Source organism: Parasphingorhabdus sp. (assembly GCF_048269865.1).
Lineage (GTDB): Bacteria > Pseudomonadota > Alphaproteobacteria > Sphingomonadales > Sphingomonadaceae > Parasphingorhabdus.
The window spans coordinates 64,684-83,018 of the sequence record NZ_JBLWUA010000008.1 but is presented as its reverse complement, the minus strand read 5'-3'; the positions used below and the strand labels follow the sequence as shown (position 1 = coordinate 83,018).

Sequence of the window (18,335 nt, the reverse complement as noted above, 5' to 3'; positions counted from 1 at the left end):
ATTGTGTCAGGATGACGATTTTTGGAAGAAAGACAGGATTATGGAACTCAATAGCAATATTTCAGCGGTGATTACCGGTGGTGCCTCCGGTCTCGGTGCGGCAACCGCTCGCCGCCTCGCGGCCAAAGGCGTGAAGGTCGCTCTGTTCGACCTCAATGAAGAAAAAGGCGAAGCGCTGGCCTCCGAACTGGGCGGCGTATTTTGCAACGTCAACGTGACCAGCGACGAAAGCGTCGATGCCGGGTTCGAAAAGGCCCGTGCCGCCAATGGCCAAGAGCGGATCCTGGTCAACTGTGCCGGTATTGGTAACGCCATGAAAACCGCCAGCCGCGCCAAGGAAGATGGCACGATCCGCCACTTCCCGCTCGACAAGTTTGACTTCATCATTCAGGTCAACCTGGTCGGCACGTTCCGCTGCATCGCCAAATCGGCTGCTGGCATGCTGACGCTCGATCCGCTGGAAGACGGCGATCGCGGCGCGATGGTCAACACCGCATCGGTTGCTGCCGAAGATGGCCAGATCGGCCAGGCTGCCTATTCCGCCTCCAAGGGCGGCGTTGTCGGCATGACCTTGCCGATTGCCCGTGACCTGTCCCGCGAAGGCATCCGCGTCAACACCATCCTGCCCGGCATCTTCGATACGCCGTTGCTCGCGGGCGCACCGCAGAATGTGCGCGATGCACTCGGTGCGATGGTGCCGCATCCGCCGCGGCTCGGTCAGCCGGACGAATATGCTTCGCTCGCATTGTGCATGATCGAAACGCAATATTTCAACGGCGAGGATGTCCGCCTCGATGGCGGCATCAGGATGGCCCCGCGCTAATCGACCAATCACGGGGCCGCGACAAACTCGCGGCCCTTTTTCTATCCCCGGGAGACCCGCATGACCGATTACACCCAGATCCTCTACGACGTTGCCGACAATATCGCGACGATCACGATCAACCGTCCGGAAAAGATGAACGCGTTCACCGGGACGATGATCAAGGAAATGACCGACGCCTTTGACCGCATCGACGCCGATGACGATGTCCGAGCGGTGGTGGTGACCGGCTCCGGGGATCGCGCCTTTTGCGCCGGTGCGGATCTGACGCCCGAAGACGGCAAGAAACCTTTCGCCAGCGAAGAGCCGGTGGAAGATTATTCCGATCCGCGCGTGCGTGACGGCGGCGGCCTGCTGATCCTGCGGATCTATCAATGTCTCAAGCCTGTGATCGGCGCGGTCAACGGCGTCGCGGTCGGAGTGGGCGCAACCATGCTGCTGCCGATGGACATGCGGCTGGCCAGCGAGACCGCGCGCTTCGGTTTTGTCTTTGCCCGGCGCGGCATTGCGCCCGACGGCGCGGCGAGCTGGTTCCTGCCCAATCTGGTGGGCCGGGCACAGGCGCTCGAATGGTGTCTGACGGGCCGCGTGTTTGACGCGGAAGAAGCGCTCAAGGGCGGTCTGGTCCGTTCGCTGCACAAACCCGAGGACCTGCTGCCCGCCGCTTATGCGCTGGCGCGGGAAATTGCTGACAATACGGCCCCGGTATCGGTGGCTGTCACCCGGCAGATGCTGTGGCAATTGCCCGCTGCCGACCATCCGATGGAAGCGCACAAGGTCGACAGCCGGATCATCTATAACCGGGCGAAATCTGCCGACGCCAAAGAGGGGATCGCGAGCTTTCTGGAGAAGCGCAGTCCGAACTATCCGGACAAAGTATCCAGCGACTTGCCAGACAGCTTCCCATGGTGGAAAGAACCTGTCTATAAGTGACGAAATTGTGACGTGGTGCACAAAGGGGAAGATAAATGGGTGTCGACAAATTGGGCGTTAAAGAAAATGAGGCAGGCGCGCGCGACAAGCTGATCGAGACCGCCAGCCAGATCATGCGCGAAGGCGACACGATCGATATTTCCTTCAGCGAGCTGTCGGTCCTGTCCGGCCTGAACAGCGCGCTGGTCAAATATTATTTCGGCAACAAGGATGGTCTGCTCGAAGCGATTCTCGAGCGCGATATGGACAATATTCTCGTCCAGGTCGGCTTGCTGCTGCAGAAGGACTGGCCGCCGGAAGACAAGCTGCGCCATCATATCGGCGCGGTGATCAATACCTATTACGAATTTCCCTATCTCAACCGCCTGACCATGCGCCTGATCCGCGAATTGCCGCCGGAAGGCGCGCGCAAGATCGCCGACAAATATCTGAAACCGCTGTCGGGCGCTTACAAGACCTTCGTCGGCGAAGGCATCAAGTCGGGCGTATTCCGCGAAGTCGATCCGGATCTTTTCTATTCCGCCGTGACCGGCGCGGCCGACCGTTTCTTTACCGGCAAGCTGGTCTGGAAATATTGCTACGGTCGCGACGATTTCGACGAGCGGATGCGCGACGCCTATCGCGAACAGACGGTCGACCTGATCATGGCCGGGATTCTCAAGTAGGAGTCGCTACTCCTCCGCTTCGCTTTCCGGGTCCAGCTTGTCCTGCGTGCGCAGCTCGAAATCGCTCGCATCATGCCGTTCGCGCAGCTGTCCTTCGGGATCGCCCCAGGCGCGGTTGACCATCTTGCCGCGCTGCACAGCGGGCCGCTCGCCGATCATGTCGGTCCAGCGGTTCATATGCTTGTAGGACGCGGTGTCGAGAAATTCGGCGGCTTCATAGACGACATTCTGGACCAGCGCGCCATACCAGGGCCAGATTGCGATATCGGCAATACTATATTCGTCACCAGCCATATATTCATTGTCGGCCAGATGGCGGTCGAGCACGTCGAGCTGGCGTTTGACCTCCATCGCGAAGCGGTCGATGCAATATTCGATCTTCACCGGCGCATAGGCATAGAAATGACCAAAGCCGCCGCCGAGATAGGGCGCGCTCCCCATCTGCCAGAACAGCCAGTTCAGCGCCTCGGTGCGCTTGTTATGGTCGGTCGGCAGGAATGCACCGAATTTCTCGGCGAGATAGAGCAGGATTGAACCGGATTCGAACAGACGCGTCGGCGTCTCGGTGCTGTGGTCCATCAGTGCCGGAATCTTGCTGTTCGGATTGATGTCGACAAAGCCGCTGCCGAATTGATCACCGTCGCTGATGTTGATCAGATAGGCATCATATTCCGCGCCCTTATGGCCCAGCGCCAGAAGCTCCTCGAGCATCACCGTGACCTTCACGCCATTGGGTGTCGCCATGGAATAGAGTTGCAGCGGATGCTTGTCGACCGGCAGCTCGACGTCCTTGGTCGGTCCGGCAATCGGACGATTGATCTTGGAAAATCTGCCGCCATTTTCCTTGTCCCATTTCCACACTTTCGGCGGGGTATAATCAGGCAGGTCGGTGGTCATCGGGATGCTCCTTTATTTGGCTCGGGCAACCGCTACCATTCGGGGGCCAAACGATCACGCAATTTTTTCTGCGTCCGCCACAAGCGGATTTATAACCGGTGGCTAGGCTCTGGGCGGAATCCCGTGGACCATCGTCAGAAAGTTGAGCGTAGTTCCGGCCCGGCGATAATCCGACAGCGTCTGATACTCGCTGTCATGATACCAGGCGGTTGCCGCCGCTTCATTGGGAAATTTGAACATCACCACCCGGCCCTGCAGCGGTGCAGCCCCTTCAAAGGTGACGCTGCTGTCGTCGAAGGTGATGAACTCCCCGCCATGTTTTTTCAGGATCGGGAAAAAGCCCTTTTCATATTCGCGATATTTCGCCGCGTCCTGAACGGTGAAGTTGGCGATGACATGGACGGGAAGGTCAGACATGGGGAGTGCTCCTAGTTCATTTCCGCGAAGGTTTTGTCCTTGTCGACGCGGACGTCCTGGGGCAGGCCGAGTACCCGTTCGGCGATGATATTCTTCAGGATTTCATCGGTACCGCCGGCGATGCGCAGTCCCGGTGCCCACATGAAGCTTTCCTGGAACACCGCCTCGGACGGTGCCTCGTCCTTGTCGACGATAATCCCGAAATGGTCCTGCATCTCGATCGCGCTGTTGCAGATATCCTGCAGATGATTGGCGTTGATGATCTTGCCGATGGAATTTTCCGGCCCCGGCGTTTCGCCGCGCGACAGCGCGGTCTGGGTCCGGAACTTGGTCAGCTTGTAGCCTTGTGCCGCCACATACCAGTCGGCCAGCTTGTCGCGGAACGCCTGGTTCGACAGGGTCCCGGCGGAACGTGCATAGTCCATGATTTCCTTCCAGTCCGGGCCAGGCGAGCCGCCGACGGCCAGACGCTCGTTCATCAGCGTGACCAGCGCCACTTTCCAGCCCATGCCCGGCTCACCCAGCCGGTCGCTGTCGGGAATGCGGACGTCGGTGAAATAGACTTCGTTAAACTCGCTGCCGCCGGAGGCCTGATGGATCGGCCGGACGTCGACCCCTTCCTGCTTCATGTCGACGATGAACATGGTCAGACCCTTGTGCTTGGGCACATTGGGATCGGTACGGACCAGCACGATGCCATAGTCGGAATAATGCGCGCCGGAAGTCCACACTTTCTGACCATTTATGACCCATTCGTCACCATCTTTGACGGCTTTTGTCTTGAGACCGGCAACATCTGACCCGGCTGCCGGTTCGGAGAACAGCTGGCACCAGATTTCTTCGCCCTTCAGGGCTTTCTGGACGTAGCGCTTCTTGTGCTCATCAGAGCCAAAGGCGATGACAGTGGGGATACACATGCCGAGCCCGATGGCGAACGGACCGGTCGGGGCATCAAATTTCGCCTCTTCCTGACCCCAGATCACCTGCTGCATCACGGTGCCGCCACGGCCGCCCATTTCCTTCGGCCAGGTGATTTGCGCAAAGCCGCCCTCGGCCTTTGTCTTCTGCCAGGCCTTGGCACGGTCGAGAAAATCTGCCCGATTGCCGGAGCGCAGCGCGCCAGGTGTCTTCGGTTTCAGATGCTGCGACAGGAAAGCATGCGCCTCGGCGCGAAATTCCGCTTCTTCGGGGGTATCGTTGAAATCCATGCTCAATTCCCTTTAATTGTTTTTCGCTTCCAGCGCGCTGACCAGCTTCTCTTTCCAGACTGCCGGGCTGCCGGCCTGGACAGCCAGCAATTTGGCGCGGCGGTAGAAGAGATGGCAATCCACCTCCCAGGTGAAGCCCATCCCGCCATGGGTCTGGATATTCTCCTTGGAGGCATACCAGAAAGCTTCCGAGGCCGCGACCCGCGCCGCCGCCGCCGCTTCCGGCAGCTCGGATGCGTTGCTCGACAGCGCCCAGGCCCCATAATAGGCGTTAGAGCGCGCGACTTCGTTCTTCACATACATGTCGGCCAGCTTGTGCTTGATCGCCTGATAGCCACCAATAGCGCGTCCGAAGGCCTGCCGTTCCTTGGCATAGGCATTGGCCATTTCCAGACAGCGCGAGGCACCGCCCAGTTGCTCGAACGCCAGCAGCACTGCAGCCCGGTCATTGATCTGGTCCAGCAACGGCATGCCATTGCCCGCTTCTCCAAGCAGTTCGGCACTAGCGCCGTCGAAGTTGATCACTGCATGGCTGCGGGTCGGCTCCAGCGTCTTGATCGACTGACGCGACACGCCGCTCTGGTTGAGATCGACAATGACCAGGCTGGCGCTGCTGCCATCTTTCACCAGGACGACCGCATGGGTCGCGATATCGCCATCGGTGACCGGGATTTTCTTCCCTGAAATGCTGCCATCTTTCAGCCGCGTGGCAATCGTGCTGGCGGCAATCTCGCCCGGTCCTTCGCTGACCGCGATACAGCCGATGACGCTGCCGTCCGCCACTTTCGGCAGCAGTTCGGATTTCTGTTCTTCACTGCCCGCCAGTTTTACCGCTTCGGCAAAGAAATAGGCGGAGGACCCGAACGGAACCGGGGCCAGGGTCCGGCCCAGTTCCTCGGCGATCACACACAGCTCGAGCATCCCCAGGCCAAGCCCGCCATATTCTTCAGGTATCGCCGCACCGAGCCAGCCCATGTCGACAATCTTCTTCCAGACCCCGTCATTATGGCTCTTGCTGTCGTCGTCGAGCACTTCGCGGACCTGAGCCATCGTGCACTGGGCTTCCAGAAATTTGCGGGCTTCGTCGCGGAGAAATTTCTGGTCGTCGGAGAAATCAAAGTTCATCGAGCGGCTCCTGTCCTGTTATATTTTATGCGTCATTGGCGGGCATGCCGATGGCCCCGCGTATTTCATCATTGTCCGCACCCAGCGTTGGCGGGTCGGCATAGATATTGGCCGGGCTGGCGGAATAGTGAACCGGATGCTTGATCGTGCGATATTTGCCGATCTTTTCGCCTTCCCGTTCCTGCCAGAAACCGACCTGCTGCAAATGCGGGTCGGTCAGCACATCTTCCATCTTGTTATAGCGCATCGCCGGAATATTATGTTCATCGAGCAGCGGCAGCCATTCGTCGGTGGTCTTGGTCGCGGCAATTTCCTCGATCAGCGCATAGAGGGCAGTAATATTCTTGGTGCGCTGGGAATAATCGGAAAAGCGCGGTTCATCGAACACGCCCGGTTTGCCGCCCAGCTCGAAAAACTTCCGCCACTGCGCGTCATTATAGGGCACCAGTCCGATATAGCCGTCCTTGGTCGGATAGGGTTTGCGGTTGGCGTTGATCGATCTGGTATAGGCAAGCTTGCCATTGCCCGGGATGAAGGTTTCGCCCCACAGATTCTCGACCATGTTGAACCAGGTGAAAGCCTCGAACATTGGCACCTGGACAAATTGCCCTTCGCCGGTCTTTTCCTTGTGATACATCGCCGCGAGCGTCGCATTGACGGCGAACAGGCCGATTGTCTTGTCGGCGACCAGCGATGGCATATAGAGTGGCCGCCCGCTGTCGCCGCGCATTTCGAACAGGCTGGCAAAGCCGGAGGCGCACTGGATCAGGTCATCATAGGCCTGCCGCTTCTCATATTCGCCGCCCTGGCCGAAGCCGGCGCAATGGACATAGACGATGCCCGGATTGACCGCCTTGACGCTTTCATAGTCCAAGCCCAGCCGCTCCATGCCGGCGAGGCGGACATTGTGAAAAAACACATCGGCATGTTTCAGCAGCTCGAGAATGACCGCCTTGTCGTCGGCATTTTTGCCGTTGAGCGTGATCGATTTCTTGTTGCGGTTGAGCGAGGTGAAAATCGGGCCAAGGTCTCCGGTCGGATTGTCACCGGCATGGCGCATCATGTCGCCGCCGAACTTGCCCTCGCCATTTTCGATCTTGATGACATCGGCGCCCATATCGGCGAAATTGAGAGTGGCAAAGGGTCCGAGCACCACGGTAGACATATCAACGATTTTCAAACCCTTCAGAGGGCCCGTTGGTTCCGTGTCCCATTTCAATTCCGGCCAGCCGCCCATCAATAATTCTCCATTTTAGCTAGTGCATGATTTCAGCATGCTGTTATCATGTTTAATTGATTGATGAACTGTTTATTTTGAGGGAATTAACAATGGTATTGGCAGATCCCAAGGCACCGGTGCTGGTCGGTGTCGGTGAAGCGAGCGGAAAAAAACTGAAAGAATCGCAAGGGATTGAATGGCCATCAACGGTGGATCTGGCATCCGCTGCGGTCCGGGAGGCGCTGGCCGACAGCGGCGCGGCAGACAAGCTGGCGGCGTCGATTGACTGCCTGTTGTCGATCCGCTTGTTTCACGACAGCGGCCTGCCGCATGATTTCGGTTCGCCGGAGAATCTCCCCGAGGCGGTCGCCACCGCGGCCGGTCTCGACCCGGCCAGCCTGCTCTATGGCGATGTCGGGGGACAGAGCCCGCAAAAGCATCTCAACAAGCTCGCCTGCCAGGTCCATGCTGGCGAATATAAGGCGGTGGTCCTTTCCAGCGCCGAGAATATGGGCACGGTCAAACGCGCGCGGCGGAGCGATCATGTCCTCGACTGGAACCAGCCCGCGACCCGCGAGATGACCGACCTGATAACCAATGAAGACAAGATGCTGACCGCCTATGAATGGCGGCAGGGCGTTATCAACATGCCGATGGCTTACGGGATTGTCGAAAATGCCCGGCGGGCGCGGCTGGGCATGAACCGTGTCAGCTATGCCAAGGATATGGCGGAGCTGTGGGAGGCCTTTGCCGGTGTGTCGCTGACTCGCGAGCATGCGCAATTTGCCCGCGACTGGACGGCGGCGGAGCTGCTGTCCGACGAGCACGGCAATTACCGGCTCAACGATCCCTATCGCCGCTGGATGGTGGCGCAGGACGCAGTCGAGCTGGGCGCAGCGGTCATTCTGACCACCGCTGGCCACGCCGCAGAACTGGGGATTGCCGAAGACAAGATGATCTATCTGCACAGCGGCGCCGACGCCAGCGTGCCGCTGATGAGCCATCAGGACGACCTGTCGATTTCACCAGCGATGGAGGTCGCCTTTCCCAAGGCGCTGGAGCTGGCGGAACTGGAAGCGAACGATCTTGGCCCGATCGATATCTATAGCTGCTTCCCGGTCGCGGTGTCGCTGGCGATGGATGCGCTGGGATCGCCCGACCGGCCGCTGTCCTCTTACACGCTGACCGGCGGGCTGAGCTTCTTTGGCGGGCCCGGCAACAGCTACAGCGCCCACGGCATGGTCGCTCTGGTGCAGGCGCTGCGCAAGGATGGCAGCAAGCCGGGGATGATCTCGGCCAATGGCGGCGTGATCAACAAGGAATCGGTCGGCATTTATGCGGCGCAGCCAGTCGCCGGCGGCTGGTCGCCCGACCGCATCGCGGCGCCGGTGCGGATCCCCAAGCCGGATCATGTGAAGGAAGAGCATTATTTCAGCGGCAAGGCGGTGATCAAAAGCTATGCCATGCCCTATGGCAAGGCCAGCCGCGGCGCGGCGAGCCTCTGGCTGGAGGATGAGCAGGGCCTGCCGGCGATCGGGATCCTGCCGGATGCCCCGGAAGATACCGATCTGATCGGCCTGACGGTAAATGTCACCGCTGCCGATGATCGCAATATAGCGAAGCTTGAGGGCTAGTGGGCGCAAGCTGTTGGTGTGTGATGGAGCGGATTAGATGTCGGGCGGCAGCGCCGGTTTGAGGGGGCTTTGGTTACGTGCGGAAGATAGAACTGTCGTAATCTTTATATCTACTCTCAGCGCCAAGGCCGATATTTATTTTATAACTTGTTGCTTCTTACAGTTTGCAGCAGAGCCGCCGTCAATGAGGTTTTCAAATCCGCAAGTTCTTTAAACACAATAATTCGGCGGCTTTGTAGATCAAACGGCACATCGGACAGCGTATCTGATACTAGCAGAGTTGGTTTACCCAAAGCCATCGCGATGCCCAGTTCAAAGAATACATTAGGGTTCCGGGACGAAATATTTGCGATGACTATCTGCGATGAAATAATACCTGCAATTATCTGCGGAAGAATATCTCCTTCTGCACGACTTTCATCACCGCGCGTTACTAAAAAACCCGCGTTTGAACAGACCGACTTGATAGTCTCGTAAACAGGCTTCTCTTCATTAGAGAATGGCGTGAGTACGAAGATCTTGTCATCGTCTGCGTGAATTGCGTCGGGGTTTATTCCATAAGGTTTTAGAAAGCTATCAACATCAACTGCCTTATTCGAGACGATACCTGATTGATTGCGCTGACCGGATATCAACAGATGGTTTGCATCCTCCCATCTTTCTCTAGTAGCAACCATTTCCCGCGTCAGATCGGCGAGCCTATTTTCATATGATGCGCGCATTTCAGAAAGCACGGCTTCATTTTTTAAATCATTATAGTGACTGCGCTGATGACTTTCGACATATTCCCTCATGAGTCGACGAGTGAGGAAATAGACTACCGCTACCACGGGTATGGTTGTTAGCATTGTTGGTATAGCTGTAGTTGACAAGAGATGAAGGAGGGTTATCATCAGAGCATCCCATCAATCGAAACGGAAACTGCGGTAATGGTGAGCGCCAAGAAGTAGCCAAGCGCAGCTAGGAGTGATGCTTTCTTGGTCTTTGCAAGCACCAGCGCTCTTTCGGACTTCTTTGAAACTACAATGACCGGAAGCAAAAGTGCTATAGCGATGAACGCTGTGGTCAGAACGGCCTTAACGGGAATAGTCGTAGCTGTACTGATTTCAGAAGTATAGAGAATTGCAGAGCCATATGAAAGCGATAAAAATGCAATGTCGACCGGAAAAACCATGATTGCTTTCAGGGTGTCAGCCCCGTTTGTTTCTTGATCGGTTGTCATGCGTAAACCGAATTTAAGCATGATGATACTACCGGGTAATAGATAATCCCAAATTAACAATGCCTTCTCCAACGATGGCCATAGCCAGCGAAAAAATAAATCTGCTTTGACAAAACGCGTTCTGCACCGGCGGTCTTAGGTGACATAATAATAATTTTGCTAGTGATCTAACTACTCTGACACATTGAGCATCTATTGCAACGGCAAATTAAATGCAGGGCGTATTGTTCTTTTCAATGCTTGTAATATTTAATTGAATGTTTGCTTTCGGAATACAACGAACACCAAAAACCCTCCCAATAACCAAACCCCATCAAACCGCGACAACCTCCTGCCGGATCGCGCCAAAGATCGAATGCCCATCCGCATCCAGCATCTGGATTTTCACGGTATCGCCCGCTGACATAAACGGTGTCTTCGCTTCGCCGCTGTTGATCGTTTCGATCATCCGGATTTCAGCGATGCAGCTGTAGCCTAGGCCGCCCTCGCTGACCGGTTTGCCGGGGTCGCCGTCGGGGCCCTGGTTGGAGACGGTGCCGGAGCCGATGATCGTGCCGGCGCACAGCGGGCGGGTCTTGGCGGCGTGGGCGACCAGATCGGCGAGGCTGAAGGTCGCGTCCTTGCCGGCATTGGCGCGGCCAAAGGGCTCGCGGTTATAGTCGACCTGCAGCGGCAGATGGATGACCGAGCCTTGCCATGCTTCGCCCAGTTCGTCGGGGGTGACGCAGACCGGGGAGAAGGCGGAGGGCGGCTTGGACTGGAAGAAGCCGAAGCCCTTGGCCAGTTCGCCGGGGATCAGGCCGCGCAGGGATACATCATTGCACAGCATGACCAGCTTGATATGGCCAGCGGCGTCCTCGGCGCTCGTGCCGGCGGGCACATCGTCGGTGATCACCGCGATCTCGCCTTCCATGTCGCAGCCCCATTTCGGATCGCCGAGCGAAATATCGTCGCGCGGGCCTAGAAAGGCATCGCTGCCGCCCTGGTACATCAGCGGATCGGAATAGAAACTCTCCGGCACTTCCGCGTCGCGCGCTTTGCGGACCAGTTCGACATGATTGATATAGGCGCTGCCATCGGCCCATTGATAGGCGCGGGGCAGGGGAGATTCGGCCAGCCGCTCGTGAAAGCGTTCGCAGGGCACGGTCTCATGCTCGACATCGCGGTAGAGCGCTTCCAGCTTCGGCGCGCAATTGTCCCAGTCATCCAGCGCCGCCTGCAGGGTCGGCGCGACATTGCTCGCTTCGCAGCAGCGGGTCAGGTCTTTCGAGACAACGACCAGGCGGCCGTCGCGGGTGTCATTCTTCAGGGTAGCGAGTTTCATATGCGTTCCTCGAATTGGCAGCCGTTCGTCTCGAGCCCTTCGACAGGCTCAGGATTCGAGAGACCGGTGCGTCTGTGCTCAGTGTCTCGACTACGCTCGACACGAACGGAAATAAAGGCGGTTATGCGCCGCAAGACAACCTAATGCTCGTCGCGCGCCTTGGCGTGCAACCAGGCGGCATGTTGCGGGGCCTTTTTCGTGCGGCTCCATTCCTCGAGCATCTCGGGCGCGACGCGGCGCAATTCGGTCATCTCTTCCTCGGTGCCGATGTCGCAGGCCAGTTCCAGCCGGTGACCATTGGGGTCGAAGAAATAGATCGACTTGAAAATCCCGTGATGGGTCGGGCCGAGCACGTCCAGACCCTCGGCTTCGGCATTGGCCTTGGCCGCCATCAGGTCATCGAGCGTGTCGACCTTGAAAGCGATATGCTGGACCCAGGCCGGGGTATTCTGGTCGCGGTCCATCTGCTTCTGTTCGGGCAGCTCGAAAAAGGCGAGGATATTGCCGTCGCCGGCGTCGAGAAAGATATGCATATAGGGGTCATATTCCCCGGTCGACGGCACTTCATTCTCGGCAAAGGCGAGCTGGAAATCCATGCCCATCACGCGCTTGTAGAAATCGACCGTCTCTTTCGCGTCCTTGCAGCGATAGGCGACATGGTGGATGCCGTTGATCTTTGGTGCAGCCATTATACCGGCTCCTCTACGTTCAGGACCCCGCGCTTGACCTGGTCGCGTTCGATGCTTTCGAACAGCGCCTTGAAATTGCCCTCGCCGAATCCGTCATCGCCCTTGCGCTGGATGAATTCGAAGAACACGGGTCCGACCTGCGCTTCTGCAAAAATCTGCAGCAGCAGGCGCGGTTGGCCGACTGACCCATCTTCATTTTGGGTGGTGCCGTCTAGCAGGATGCCGCGGGCCTGCAGCGCGTTCACATCTTCGCCATGGCCGGGCAGGCGGCCGTCGAGCATCTCGTAATAGGTCGCTGGCGGCGCCGTCATGAATGGCACGCCGAGGTCCTTGAGCCGGTCCCAGCAGGCAACCAGATCTTCGCAGATCAGAGCGATATGCTGGATGCCCTCGCCATTGAATTCGCGCAGGAACTCCTCAATCTGGCCCTTGCCGCCTTCGCCTTCCTCATTGAGCGGGATGCGGATCTTGCCGTCGGGCGCGGTCAGCGCCTTTGAGGTCAGGCCCGTATATTCGCCCTTGATGTCGAAGAAGCGGATCTCGCGAAAATTGAACAGGGTCTCGTAATAATCGGCCCAATATTTCATCCGGCCACTGTAGACATTGTGGGTCAGGTGATCGATGATCTGGAAGCCCGCCCCGACCGGATGGCGGTCGACGCCCGGCAGATATTCAAAGTCGATATCGTAGATCGACAGATTCTCTTCGCGCTCGCCGCCCTCATAGCGGTCGACCAGATAGAGAATCGCGCCGCCGATGCCGCGGATTGCCGGGATATGCAGTTCCATCGGACCGGTTTCGACATGCACCGGTTCGGCGCCCTTTTCGAGCAGCCAGGCATAAGCCTTGCGCGCGTCCTTGACCCGGAAGGCCATGCCGCAGGCCGAGGGCCCATGCTCGCGAGCAAAATACCAGGCGGCGGATTTCGGTTCATAGTTGATGATCAGATTGATCCCGCCCTGCCGCCACAGATGCACGTCCTTGGACCGGTGCTGCGCGATGCGGGTGAAGCCCATGACCTCGAACACCGGTTCCAGCACGCCCTTTTCCGGCGCGCAAAATTCGACAAATTCAAAGCCGTCCAGGCCCACGGGATTTTCAAACAGATCAGCCACAAGATTTCCTCGAGATAATTCGGCGCGATGCCGCAATATAGTTACAAATGAAACTATAGGCTATTCGGGCAGGATATGCAAGGGAATAGCGGCCCATCCTGTCGATTTAGCCAAGATCAGGAGGGTCATCGGGGAGGATGAACATGCAAAAACGCCATCAGCTGGCACTCATGGCCTTTCTGGCCATTTTCATCTGCTATATCGACCGGGTCGCGATCTCGGTCGCGATCATCCCGATGGTCGAAACCTACGGCTGGGATCTGTCCACCCAGGGCCTGGTGCTGTCGAGCTTCTTCATCGGCTATCTGCTGACCCAGGTGGTCGGCGGCAAGCTGGCCGACCGTTATGGCGGCAAGGTGGTGCTCGGCTTCGGCGTGCTGATCTGGTCGCTGTTCACCCTGGTCGCGCCGCCCGCTGCGGCGCTCGGCATCACCGTGCTGATTGTCGCGCGAATATTGATGGGCATGGGCGAGGCGGTCACCTTCCCGGCCATTTACGCGCTCTATGCCCGCTGGATCCCGGTTCGCGAACGGTCGCGCTCCGCAGGCTTTTCCAACAGCGGCATCCCGCTCGGCACCGTCTTCGCCTTGCTGGCAACTCCGGTGATTGTCGCGGCCTGGGGCTGGCAATGGGTCTTCTACCTGTTCGGCGGGGTCGGCTTTGTCTGGTGCGCGGTCTGGTATTTTGCCATTGCCCCGAGCCCGCGCCAGCAGTCCGGCATCAGCCAGGCCGAGCTTGACCTGATCACCGCCGGCACCATTGCCGAGGGGCCCGCGGTCGCGACGCCCTGGCGCGCGCTGATGACCAGCATGCCGGTCTGGGCCGTGATCGTCGCCCATTTCTGCAACAACTGGTGGTTCTACGTGCTGCTTGCATGGCTGCCGACCTATGTCACCAAGGGGCTGGGGGTGGACTATGGCTCGGTCGGCTATTTCGCGATGATGCCGCATATAGCCCTGTTCCTGTTCATCAACCTGTCCGGGGTGGTCGCCGACCGGCTGATCGATCGCGGCATGACCATCACCCATGTCCGCAAGCTGATGATGCTGATCGGTTTCGGCGGCAGCATCGCGGCGCTGCTGCTGGTCGCGCAGGCAGAGGATGCCGTCACCGCGATCACCATCATGACTATCGGCAGCGCGCTCGGCGCCTTTGCGGTGAGCGGCTTTTTCGTCAACCATATGGACATCGCCCCGGAACATGCCGGCACGCTGATGGGGATCACCAACACCGCCGGCACCATTCCCGGCATCATCGGCGTGCTGGTCAGCGGCTGGATCCTGGACGTGACCGGATCCTGGGCGCTGGTGTTCCAGACGGCGGCGGCGGTGGCGGCCTTCGGTCTGGTCTTCTACCTGGTCTTCGGCAGCGGCGAACGCCAGTTCGAGACCGCACCGGCCTAGTGAAAATCGCGCGACTTCGGCAAGATCCGGACATTGCGCGGGTGGCCGTGGCGCGGATAGGCAGGGTGCGGCCGGGCCGCTTCCTGCGCTGACCGCGCCGCCCGCCGGTCCTCGTTGCGATAGACCGGGCGGTTGACCTCGTCGGCGCGGGCCATCGGCACATCGGGGCTCTGGTGAATGGTGATCTCATCGAGCATGGCCGTATAATCCTCGACCCGCGTGGTCATCAGATGGGTCACCCCCTCGACGCTGCGCTGGACCTCGCCGGTGGCGAGCATCAGCCGCGCCGCCATCACCGGGCGGCGCATTTTCTCGAACCGGCTGGCCCAGAGCAGGAGATTGGACACGCCGCTTTCGTCTTCCAGCGTGATAAACACCGCATTGCCCTTGCCGGGCCGCTGGCGGATCAGGACGACGCCGGCGACCTTCGCCTGCGAGCCGTTTTTGGCGGTCGCCAGTTCGGCGCAGCTGAGCACGCCCATCGCCCGGAAGCGCTCGCGCAGAAATTCCATCGGATGGCCCTTGAGCGACAGCCGGACGCTCTGATAGTCGGCGACTACCTGTTCGCCCTTGGTCATCGCCGGGAGCTGGGCGTCCTGTTCCTCGCCCAGTTCCCTGGTTTGCGCCGCTTCGAATAGCGGCAAAGTATTGACCGGCGTGCGGCGGACTTCCCACAAGGCCTGACGGCGATCCAGCCCCAGCGACCGGCAGGCATCGGCATCGGCGAGCAGCCGCAGCGCGCGGGCCGGCAGCTTTGCCTTGTGGGCCAACTCCTCGATGGTCTTGAAGGGTCGCGCGGCGATAATCTGCTCGGCCCAGGCCTCGCGGAAGCCGTCGATCTGGCGCAGGCCGATGCGGAGCGATATTTCCTCCCCGCGCGCAGCGGGGGGAGGGGGACCATCCGAAGGATGGTGGAGGGGTCGGCGCGTAGCAGCCGTCGCACCACCAACCCCTCCACCATCAGCCGCCGCTTCGCTCTGGCTGACGGTCCCCCTCCCCGAAGCTGGCGCTTCAGGGAGGATGTCCCTCTCCACCCGATTATCCCAGTCGCTGAAATTCACATCCGGTTCCCGCACCACCACCCCATGTTCCCGCGCATCCCGGACAATCTGCGCCGGCGCATAGAAACCCATCGGCTGCGAGTTGAGCAGCGCCGCCGCGAACACCGCCGGGTGGTGGCATTTGATCCAGCTCGAGACATAGACCAGCCGGGCAAAGCTGATCGCGTGGCTTTCGGGAAAGCCATAGCTGCCAAAGCCCTGAATCTGCTTGTAGCAGCGCTCGGCAAAATCGGCTTCATAGCCCTTGGCAACCATGCCGCTGATCATCTTCTCCCGGAAATGGTGGATCGTGCCGACATTGCGAAAGGTCGCCATCGCCCGGCGCAGCTTGTTGGCGTCGCTGGGCGAGAAATCGGCGGCGATGATCGCCAGCTTCATCGCCTGCTCCTGAAACAGCGGCACGCCAAAGGTCCGTCCGAGCACTGATTTCAGCTCATCCGGATCATGCGGCGGCTGGGGCGAGGGCAGGGTGATTTTCTCGACGCCCGAGCGCCGCCGCAGATAGGGGTGGACCATATCGCCCTCGATCGGCCCGGGGCGGACAATCGCCACCTGGATCACCAGATCGTAAAATTCGCGTGGTTTCAGCCGCGGCAGCATATTGATCTGGGCCCGGCTCTCGACCTGAAACACACCGATACTGTCGCCCTTGCACAGCATGGCATAAGTGGCAGGGTCCTCGTGGGGAACGTTCTGCAAGGTGAGCGGCGCTTGTGCTCCGCGTTTGACGCGGAGCTCCGGGCGGCGATCGGTGACCTCCGTGCAGGGATCCGCATCAAGTGCGGAGCACGATCCATCAACCCGCCCCTCCAAAGCGTTGAGCATATCAAACGCCTTCCGGATACAGGTCAGCATGCCTAGCGCCAGGATATCGACCTTCATCAGGCCGAGCGTATCGATATCGTCCTTGTCCCACTCGATGAAGGTGCGGTCGTCCATCGCCGCATTGTGGATTGGCACCGTCTCGTCGAGCCGGTCCTGCGTGAGGACAAAGCCGCCGACATGCTGCGACAGGTGGCGGGGGAATTGCAGGATCTGCTGCACCAGATCGCCAAGCCGCCGGATCTCGGGATTGTCCGGGTCGAGCCCGGTTTCGGCAAAGCGCTTGTCGGGCGCGCCGCCGCCATGGCTGCCCCAGACGGTGCTCGACAGGCGACTGGTGATATCCTCGGACAGGCCGAGCGCCTTGCCGACCTCGCGGATCGCGCTGCGCGAACGATAATGGACCACGGTCGCGGCGATCCCGGCGCGATGGCGGCCATATCGCGCGTAGATATATTGGATCACTTCCTCGCGCCGCTCATGCTCGAAGTCGACATCGATATCGGGCGGCTCGCGGCGCTCCTCGGAGATGAAGCGCGAGAACAAAAGGTCATGTTCCATCGGATCGGCGGAGGTGATATGCAGCAGATAACAGACCGCGCTGTTGGCGGCGCTGCCACGCCCCTGACACAATATATGCTGATCGCGCGCCCATTTGACGATGTCGTGGACGGTCAGGAAATAGGGCGCATAGTCCATCTTCTCGATCAGCCGCAGTTCCTCCTCGACCTTGATACGCAGCCGTTCCGGAAGGATGTCGCCATGGCGTTCATGGGCCGCCGTCCATGTCAGATGCTCCAGCCAGTCCTGCGGTGTCCAGCCCTTGGGCACCGGTTCATCGGGATAATGGTAGCTCAGTTCGTCGAGCGAAAAATCGATCTGCCCGAGCAGCGCCTGCGTCTCGGCAATGGCTTCCGGATGATCCCGGAACAGGCGCCCCATTTCTTGCGGCGGTTTGAGATAGCGCTCGGCATTGGCGGCAAGCAAGCGGCCCGCCTTGGCGATGCTGGTCTTTTCCGCCACGCAGGCGAGAATATCGTGCAGCGGCCGCTGTTCGGGCGTCGCATAGAGCGGATCATTAGTGGCGAGCAGAGGGATTCCGGTTGCCTGGGAGAGACTGTGCAGACCGGCAAGATAGCGCTTGTCGGGACCCGAGCGAGGCATGGTTGCACCCAGCCAGATATGGGGGGTTAGGGGGCGGAGCTGGCTGATAATATACTCCCCGCGCGCAGCGGGGGGAGGGGGACCATCCGCAGGATGGTGGAGGGGGCGCCCGATAGAGACGACCGAAGCCCCTCCACCATCAGCCGCCGCTTTGCTCTGGCTGACGGTCCCCCTCCCCAAAGCTGACGCTTCGGGGAGGATGATCAAAGCCCAGTCCTCGCTGCACCATTCCAGCAAATCCGCCTCATATAAAAAACATTCCCCCTTTTCCGCCCGCAGATTCCCGGTCGACAGCAGCCGCGTCAGCCGACCCCAGCCGCGCCGGCCCAGCGGATAGACAATCACTTCCGGCGTATCATCGGCAAAGACCAGCCGCGATCCGACGATCAGCTTGAAGTCCGGCAGCGTCAGGCCCTCTTCCGCCGCATCCTCCCGCGCCCGGCGCAGGGCGGCATGGGCGCGTACGACGCCGGCAACATTGTTGCGATCAGCAATGCCGATCCCGGTCATCCCCAGCGTCATCGACTGCAGCACCATATCGGCGGGCGAGGAGGCACCGCGCAGAAAGCTGTAATGGGTGGAGGCGGCGAGTTCGGCGAAGCTCATGCCCTTCT

At 59.5% G+C, this 18,335-nt stretch carries 16 protein-coding genes; 5 read left to right on the top strand and 11 right to left on the bottom strand.

Annotated features, from left to right (window positions below; translation table 11 throughout):
- The first annotated feature begins 40 nt into the window (after positions 1-40).
- The 3 genes from ACN0WW_RS11985 to ACN0WW_RS11975 are packed head-to-tail and all read left to right on the top strand — an operon-like array spanning position 41 to position 2,421.
- The gene (locus tag ACN0WW_RS11985) at positions 41-823 is read left to right on the top strand and encodes an SDR family NAD(P)-dependent oxidoreductase (protein ID WP_417612774.1); all 783 of its coding nucleotides are present in this window, start codon (positions 41-43) and stop codon (positions 821-823) included.
- Positions 824-883: 60 nt separating this feature from the next.
- Positions 884-1,756, top strand: coding sequence for a crotonase/enoyl-CoA hydratase family protein (locus ACN0WW_RS11980; protein ID WP_417612772.1), 873 nt, complete (start codon positions 884-886; stop codon positions 1,754-1,756).
- Between the two features lie 35 nt (positions 1,757-1,791).
- Entirely contained in the window at positions 1,792-2,421 is a 630-nt protein-coding gene (locus ACN0WW_RS11975) for a TetR family transcriptional regulator (RefSeq protein WP_417612770.1), read from the top strand.
- A gap of 6 nt (positions 2,422-2,427) precedes the next feature.
- Here the strand turns inward: ACN0WW_RS11975 and yghU are convergent, their stop codons facing one another.
- The 5 genes from yghU to ACN0WW_RS11950 form a co-directional block, all read right to left on the bottom strand.
- A complete protein-coding gene (gene yghU / locus ACN0WW_RS11970; protein WP_417612768.1) occupies positions 2,428-3,318 on the bottom strand; it encodes a glutathione-dependent disulfide-bond oxidoreductase in 891 nt (296 codons plus the stop codon).
- A gap of 102 nt (positions 3,319-3,420) precedes the next feature.
- Positions 3,421-3,735 carry a DUF1330 domain-containing protein gene (locus tag ACN0WW_RS11965; protein ID WP_417612766.1) on the bottom strand — a complete coding sequence of 105 codons (315 nt, stop codon included), beginning with the start codon at positions 3,733-3,735 and terminating at the stop codon, positions 3,421-3,423.
- Between the two features lie 11 nt (positions 3,736-3,746).
- On the bottom strand, positions 3,747-4,943 hold the full coding sequence (locus ACN0WW_RS11960) for an acyl-CoA dehydrogenase family protein (RefSeq protein WP_417612764.1): 1,197 nt from the start codon (positions 4,941-4,943) through the stop codon (positions 3,747-3,749).
- A 12-nt stretch (positions 4,944-4,955) separates the two neighbouring features.
- On the bottom strand, positions 4,956-6,068 hold the full coding sequence (locus tag ACN0WW_RS11955) for an acyl-CoA dehydrogenase family protein (protein WP_417612762.1): 1,113 nt from the start codon (positions 6,066-6,068) through the stop codon (positions 4,956-4,958).
- A 25-nt stretch (positions 6,069-6,093) separates the two neighbouring features.
- The gene (locus tag ACN0WW_RS11950) at positions 6,094-7,305 is read right to left on the bottom strand and encodes a CaiB/BaiF CoA transferase family protein (RefSeq protein WP_417612760.1); all 1,212 of its coding nucleotides are present in this window, start codon (positions 7,303-7,305) and stop codon (positions 6,094-6,096) included.
- Positions 7,306-7,397: 92 nt separating this feature from the next.
- Here ACN0WW_RS11950 and ACN0WW_RS11945 point away from each other — a divergent pair, with 92 nt between their 5' ends.
- Positions 7,398-8,921 (top strand): hypothetical protein, encoded by a 1,524-nt coding sequence (locus ACN0WW_RS11945; RefSeq protein WP_417612757.1) that lies wholly within the window; start codon positions 7,398-7,400, stop codon positions 8,919-8,921.
- Positions 8,922-9,061: 140 nt separating this feature from the next.
- Here ACN0WW_RS11945 and ACN0WW_RS11940 read toward each other — a convergent pair whose 3' ends face one another.
- The 5 genes from ACN0WW_RS11940 to hppD all read right to left on the bottom strand — a co-directional run bounded on the left by ACN0WW_RS11940 (position 9,062) and on the right by hppD (position 13,271).
- Complete coding sequence (locus tag ACN0WW_RS11940; RefSeq protein ID WP_417612755.1) at positions 9,062-9,814, bottom strand: hypothetical protein; 753 nt, start codon at positions 9,812-9,814, stop codon at positions 9,062-9,064.
- Positions 9,814-10,203, bottom strand: a complete 390-nt coding sequence (locus ACN0WW_RS11935) for a hypothetical protein (protein ID WP_417612753.1) — start codon at positions 10,201-10,203, stop codon at positions 9,814-9,816. Before ACN0WW_RS11935 ends, ACN0WW_RS11940 begins: the two co-directional genes overlap by 1 nt.
- A 253-nt stretch (positions 10,204-10,456) precedes the next feature.
- On the bottom strand, positions 10,457-11,467 hold the full coding sequence (locus tag ACN0WW_RS11930; protein ID WP_417612751.1) for a fumarylacetoacetate hydrolase family protein: 1,011 nt from the start codon (positions 11,465-11,467) through the stop codon (positions 10,457-10,459).
- Between the two features lie 140 nt (positions 11,468-11,607).
- On the bottom strand, positions 11,608-12,156 hold the full coding sequence (locus tag ACN0WW_RS11925) for a VOC family protein (RefSeq protein WP_417612749.1): 549 nt from the start codon (positions 12,154-12,156) through the stop codon (positions 11,608-11,610).
- Positions 12,156-13,271, bottom strand: a complete 1,116-nt coding sequence (hppD, locus tag ACN0WW_RS11920; protein ID WP_417612747.1) for a 4-hydroxyphenylpyruvate dioxygenase — start codon at positions 13,269-13,271, stop codon at positions 12,156-12,158. The genes ACN0WW_RS11925 and hppD overlap by 1 nt, the downstream gene beginning before the upstream one ends.
- 143 nt (positions 13,272-13,414) lie before the next feature.
- Here hppD and ACN0WW_RS11915 point away from each other — a divergent pair, with 143 nt between their 5' ends.
- Positions 13,415-14,674, top strand: coding sequence for an ACS family MFS transporter (locus tag ACN0WW_RS11915; RefSeq protein ID WP_417612745.1), 1,260 nt, complete (start codon positions 13,415-13,417; stop codon positions 14,672-14,674).
- On the opposite strand, the gene ACN0WW_RS11910 is transcribed toward ACN0WW_RS11915, so the two are convergent.
- Positions 14,671-18,327, bottom strand: coding sequence for an error-prone DNA polymerase (locus ACN0WW_RS11910; RefSeq protein WP_417612743.1), 3,657 nt, complete (start codon positions 18,325-18,327; stop codon positions 14,671-14,673). The two genes, ACN0WW_RS11915 and ACN0WW_RS11910, sit on opposite strands and share 4 nt — an antisense overlap.
- Between the last annotated feature and the right edge of the window lie 8 nt (positions 18,328-18,335).

Bases quoted from the DNA above. Each gene is read 5' to 3' on its own strand.
- ACN0WW_RS11960 (WP_417612764.1), bottom strand. From the start codon at position 4,943: ATGGATTTCAACGATACCCCCGAAGAAGCGGAATTTCGCGCCGAGGCG.
- ACN0WW_RS11940 (WP_417612755.1), bottom strand. From the start codon at position 9,814: ATGATAACCCTCCTTCATCTCTTGTCAACTACAGCTATACCAACAATG.
- ACN0WW_RS11955 (WP_417612762.1), bottom strand. From the start codon at position 6,068: ATGAACTTTGATTTCTCCGACGACCAGAAATTTCTCCGCGACGAAGCC.
- ACN0WW_RS11980 (WP_417612772.1), top strand. From the start codon at position 884: ATGACCGATTACACCCAGATCCTCTACGACGTTGCCGACAATATCGCG.
- ACN0WW_RS11930 (WP_417612751.1), bottom strand. From the start codon at position 11,467: ATGAAACTCGCTACCCTGAAGAATGACACCCGCGACGGCCGCCTGGTC.
- ACN0WW_RS11910 (WP_417612743.1), bottom strand. From the start codon at position 18,327: ATGAGCTTCGCCGAACTCGCCGCCTCCACCCATTACAGCTTTCTGCGC.
- ACN0WW_RS11975 (WP_417612770.1), top strand. From the start codon at position 1,792: ATGGGTGTCGACAAATTGGGCGTTAAAGAAAATGAGGCAGGCGCGCGC.
- ACN0WW_RS11925 (WP_417612749.1), bottom strand. From the start codon at position 12,156: ATGGCTGCACCAAAGATCAACGGCATCCACCATGTCGCCTATCGCTGC.
- ACN0WW_RS11985 (WP_417612774.1), top strand. From the start codon at position 41: ATGGAACTCAATAGCAATATTTCAGCGGTGATTACCGGTGGTGCCTCC.
- yghU (WP_417612768.1), bottom strand. From the start codon at position 3,318: ATGACCACCGACCTGCCTGATTATACCCCGCCGAAAGTGTGGAAATGG.
- ACN0WW_RS11950 (WP_417612760.1), bottom strand. From the start codon at position 7,305: ATGGGCGGCTGGCCGGAATTGAAATGGGACACGGAACCAACGGGCCCT.
- ACN0WW_RS11945 (WP_417612757.1), top strand. From the start codon at position 7,398: ATGGTATTGGCAGATCCCAAGGCACCGGTGCTGGTCGGTGTCGGTGAA.
- ACN0WW_RS11915 (WP_417612745.1), top strand. From the start codon at position 13,415: ATGCAAAAACGCCATCAGCTGGCACTCATGGCCTTTCTGGCCATTTTC.
- ACN0WW_RS11965 (WP_417612766.1), bottom strand. From the start codon at position 3,735: ATGTCTGACCTTCCCGTCCATGTCATCGCCAACTTCACCGTTCAGGAC.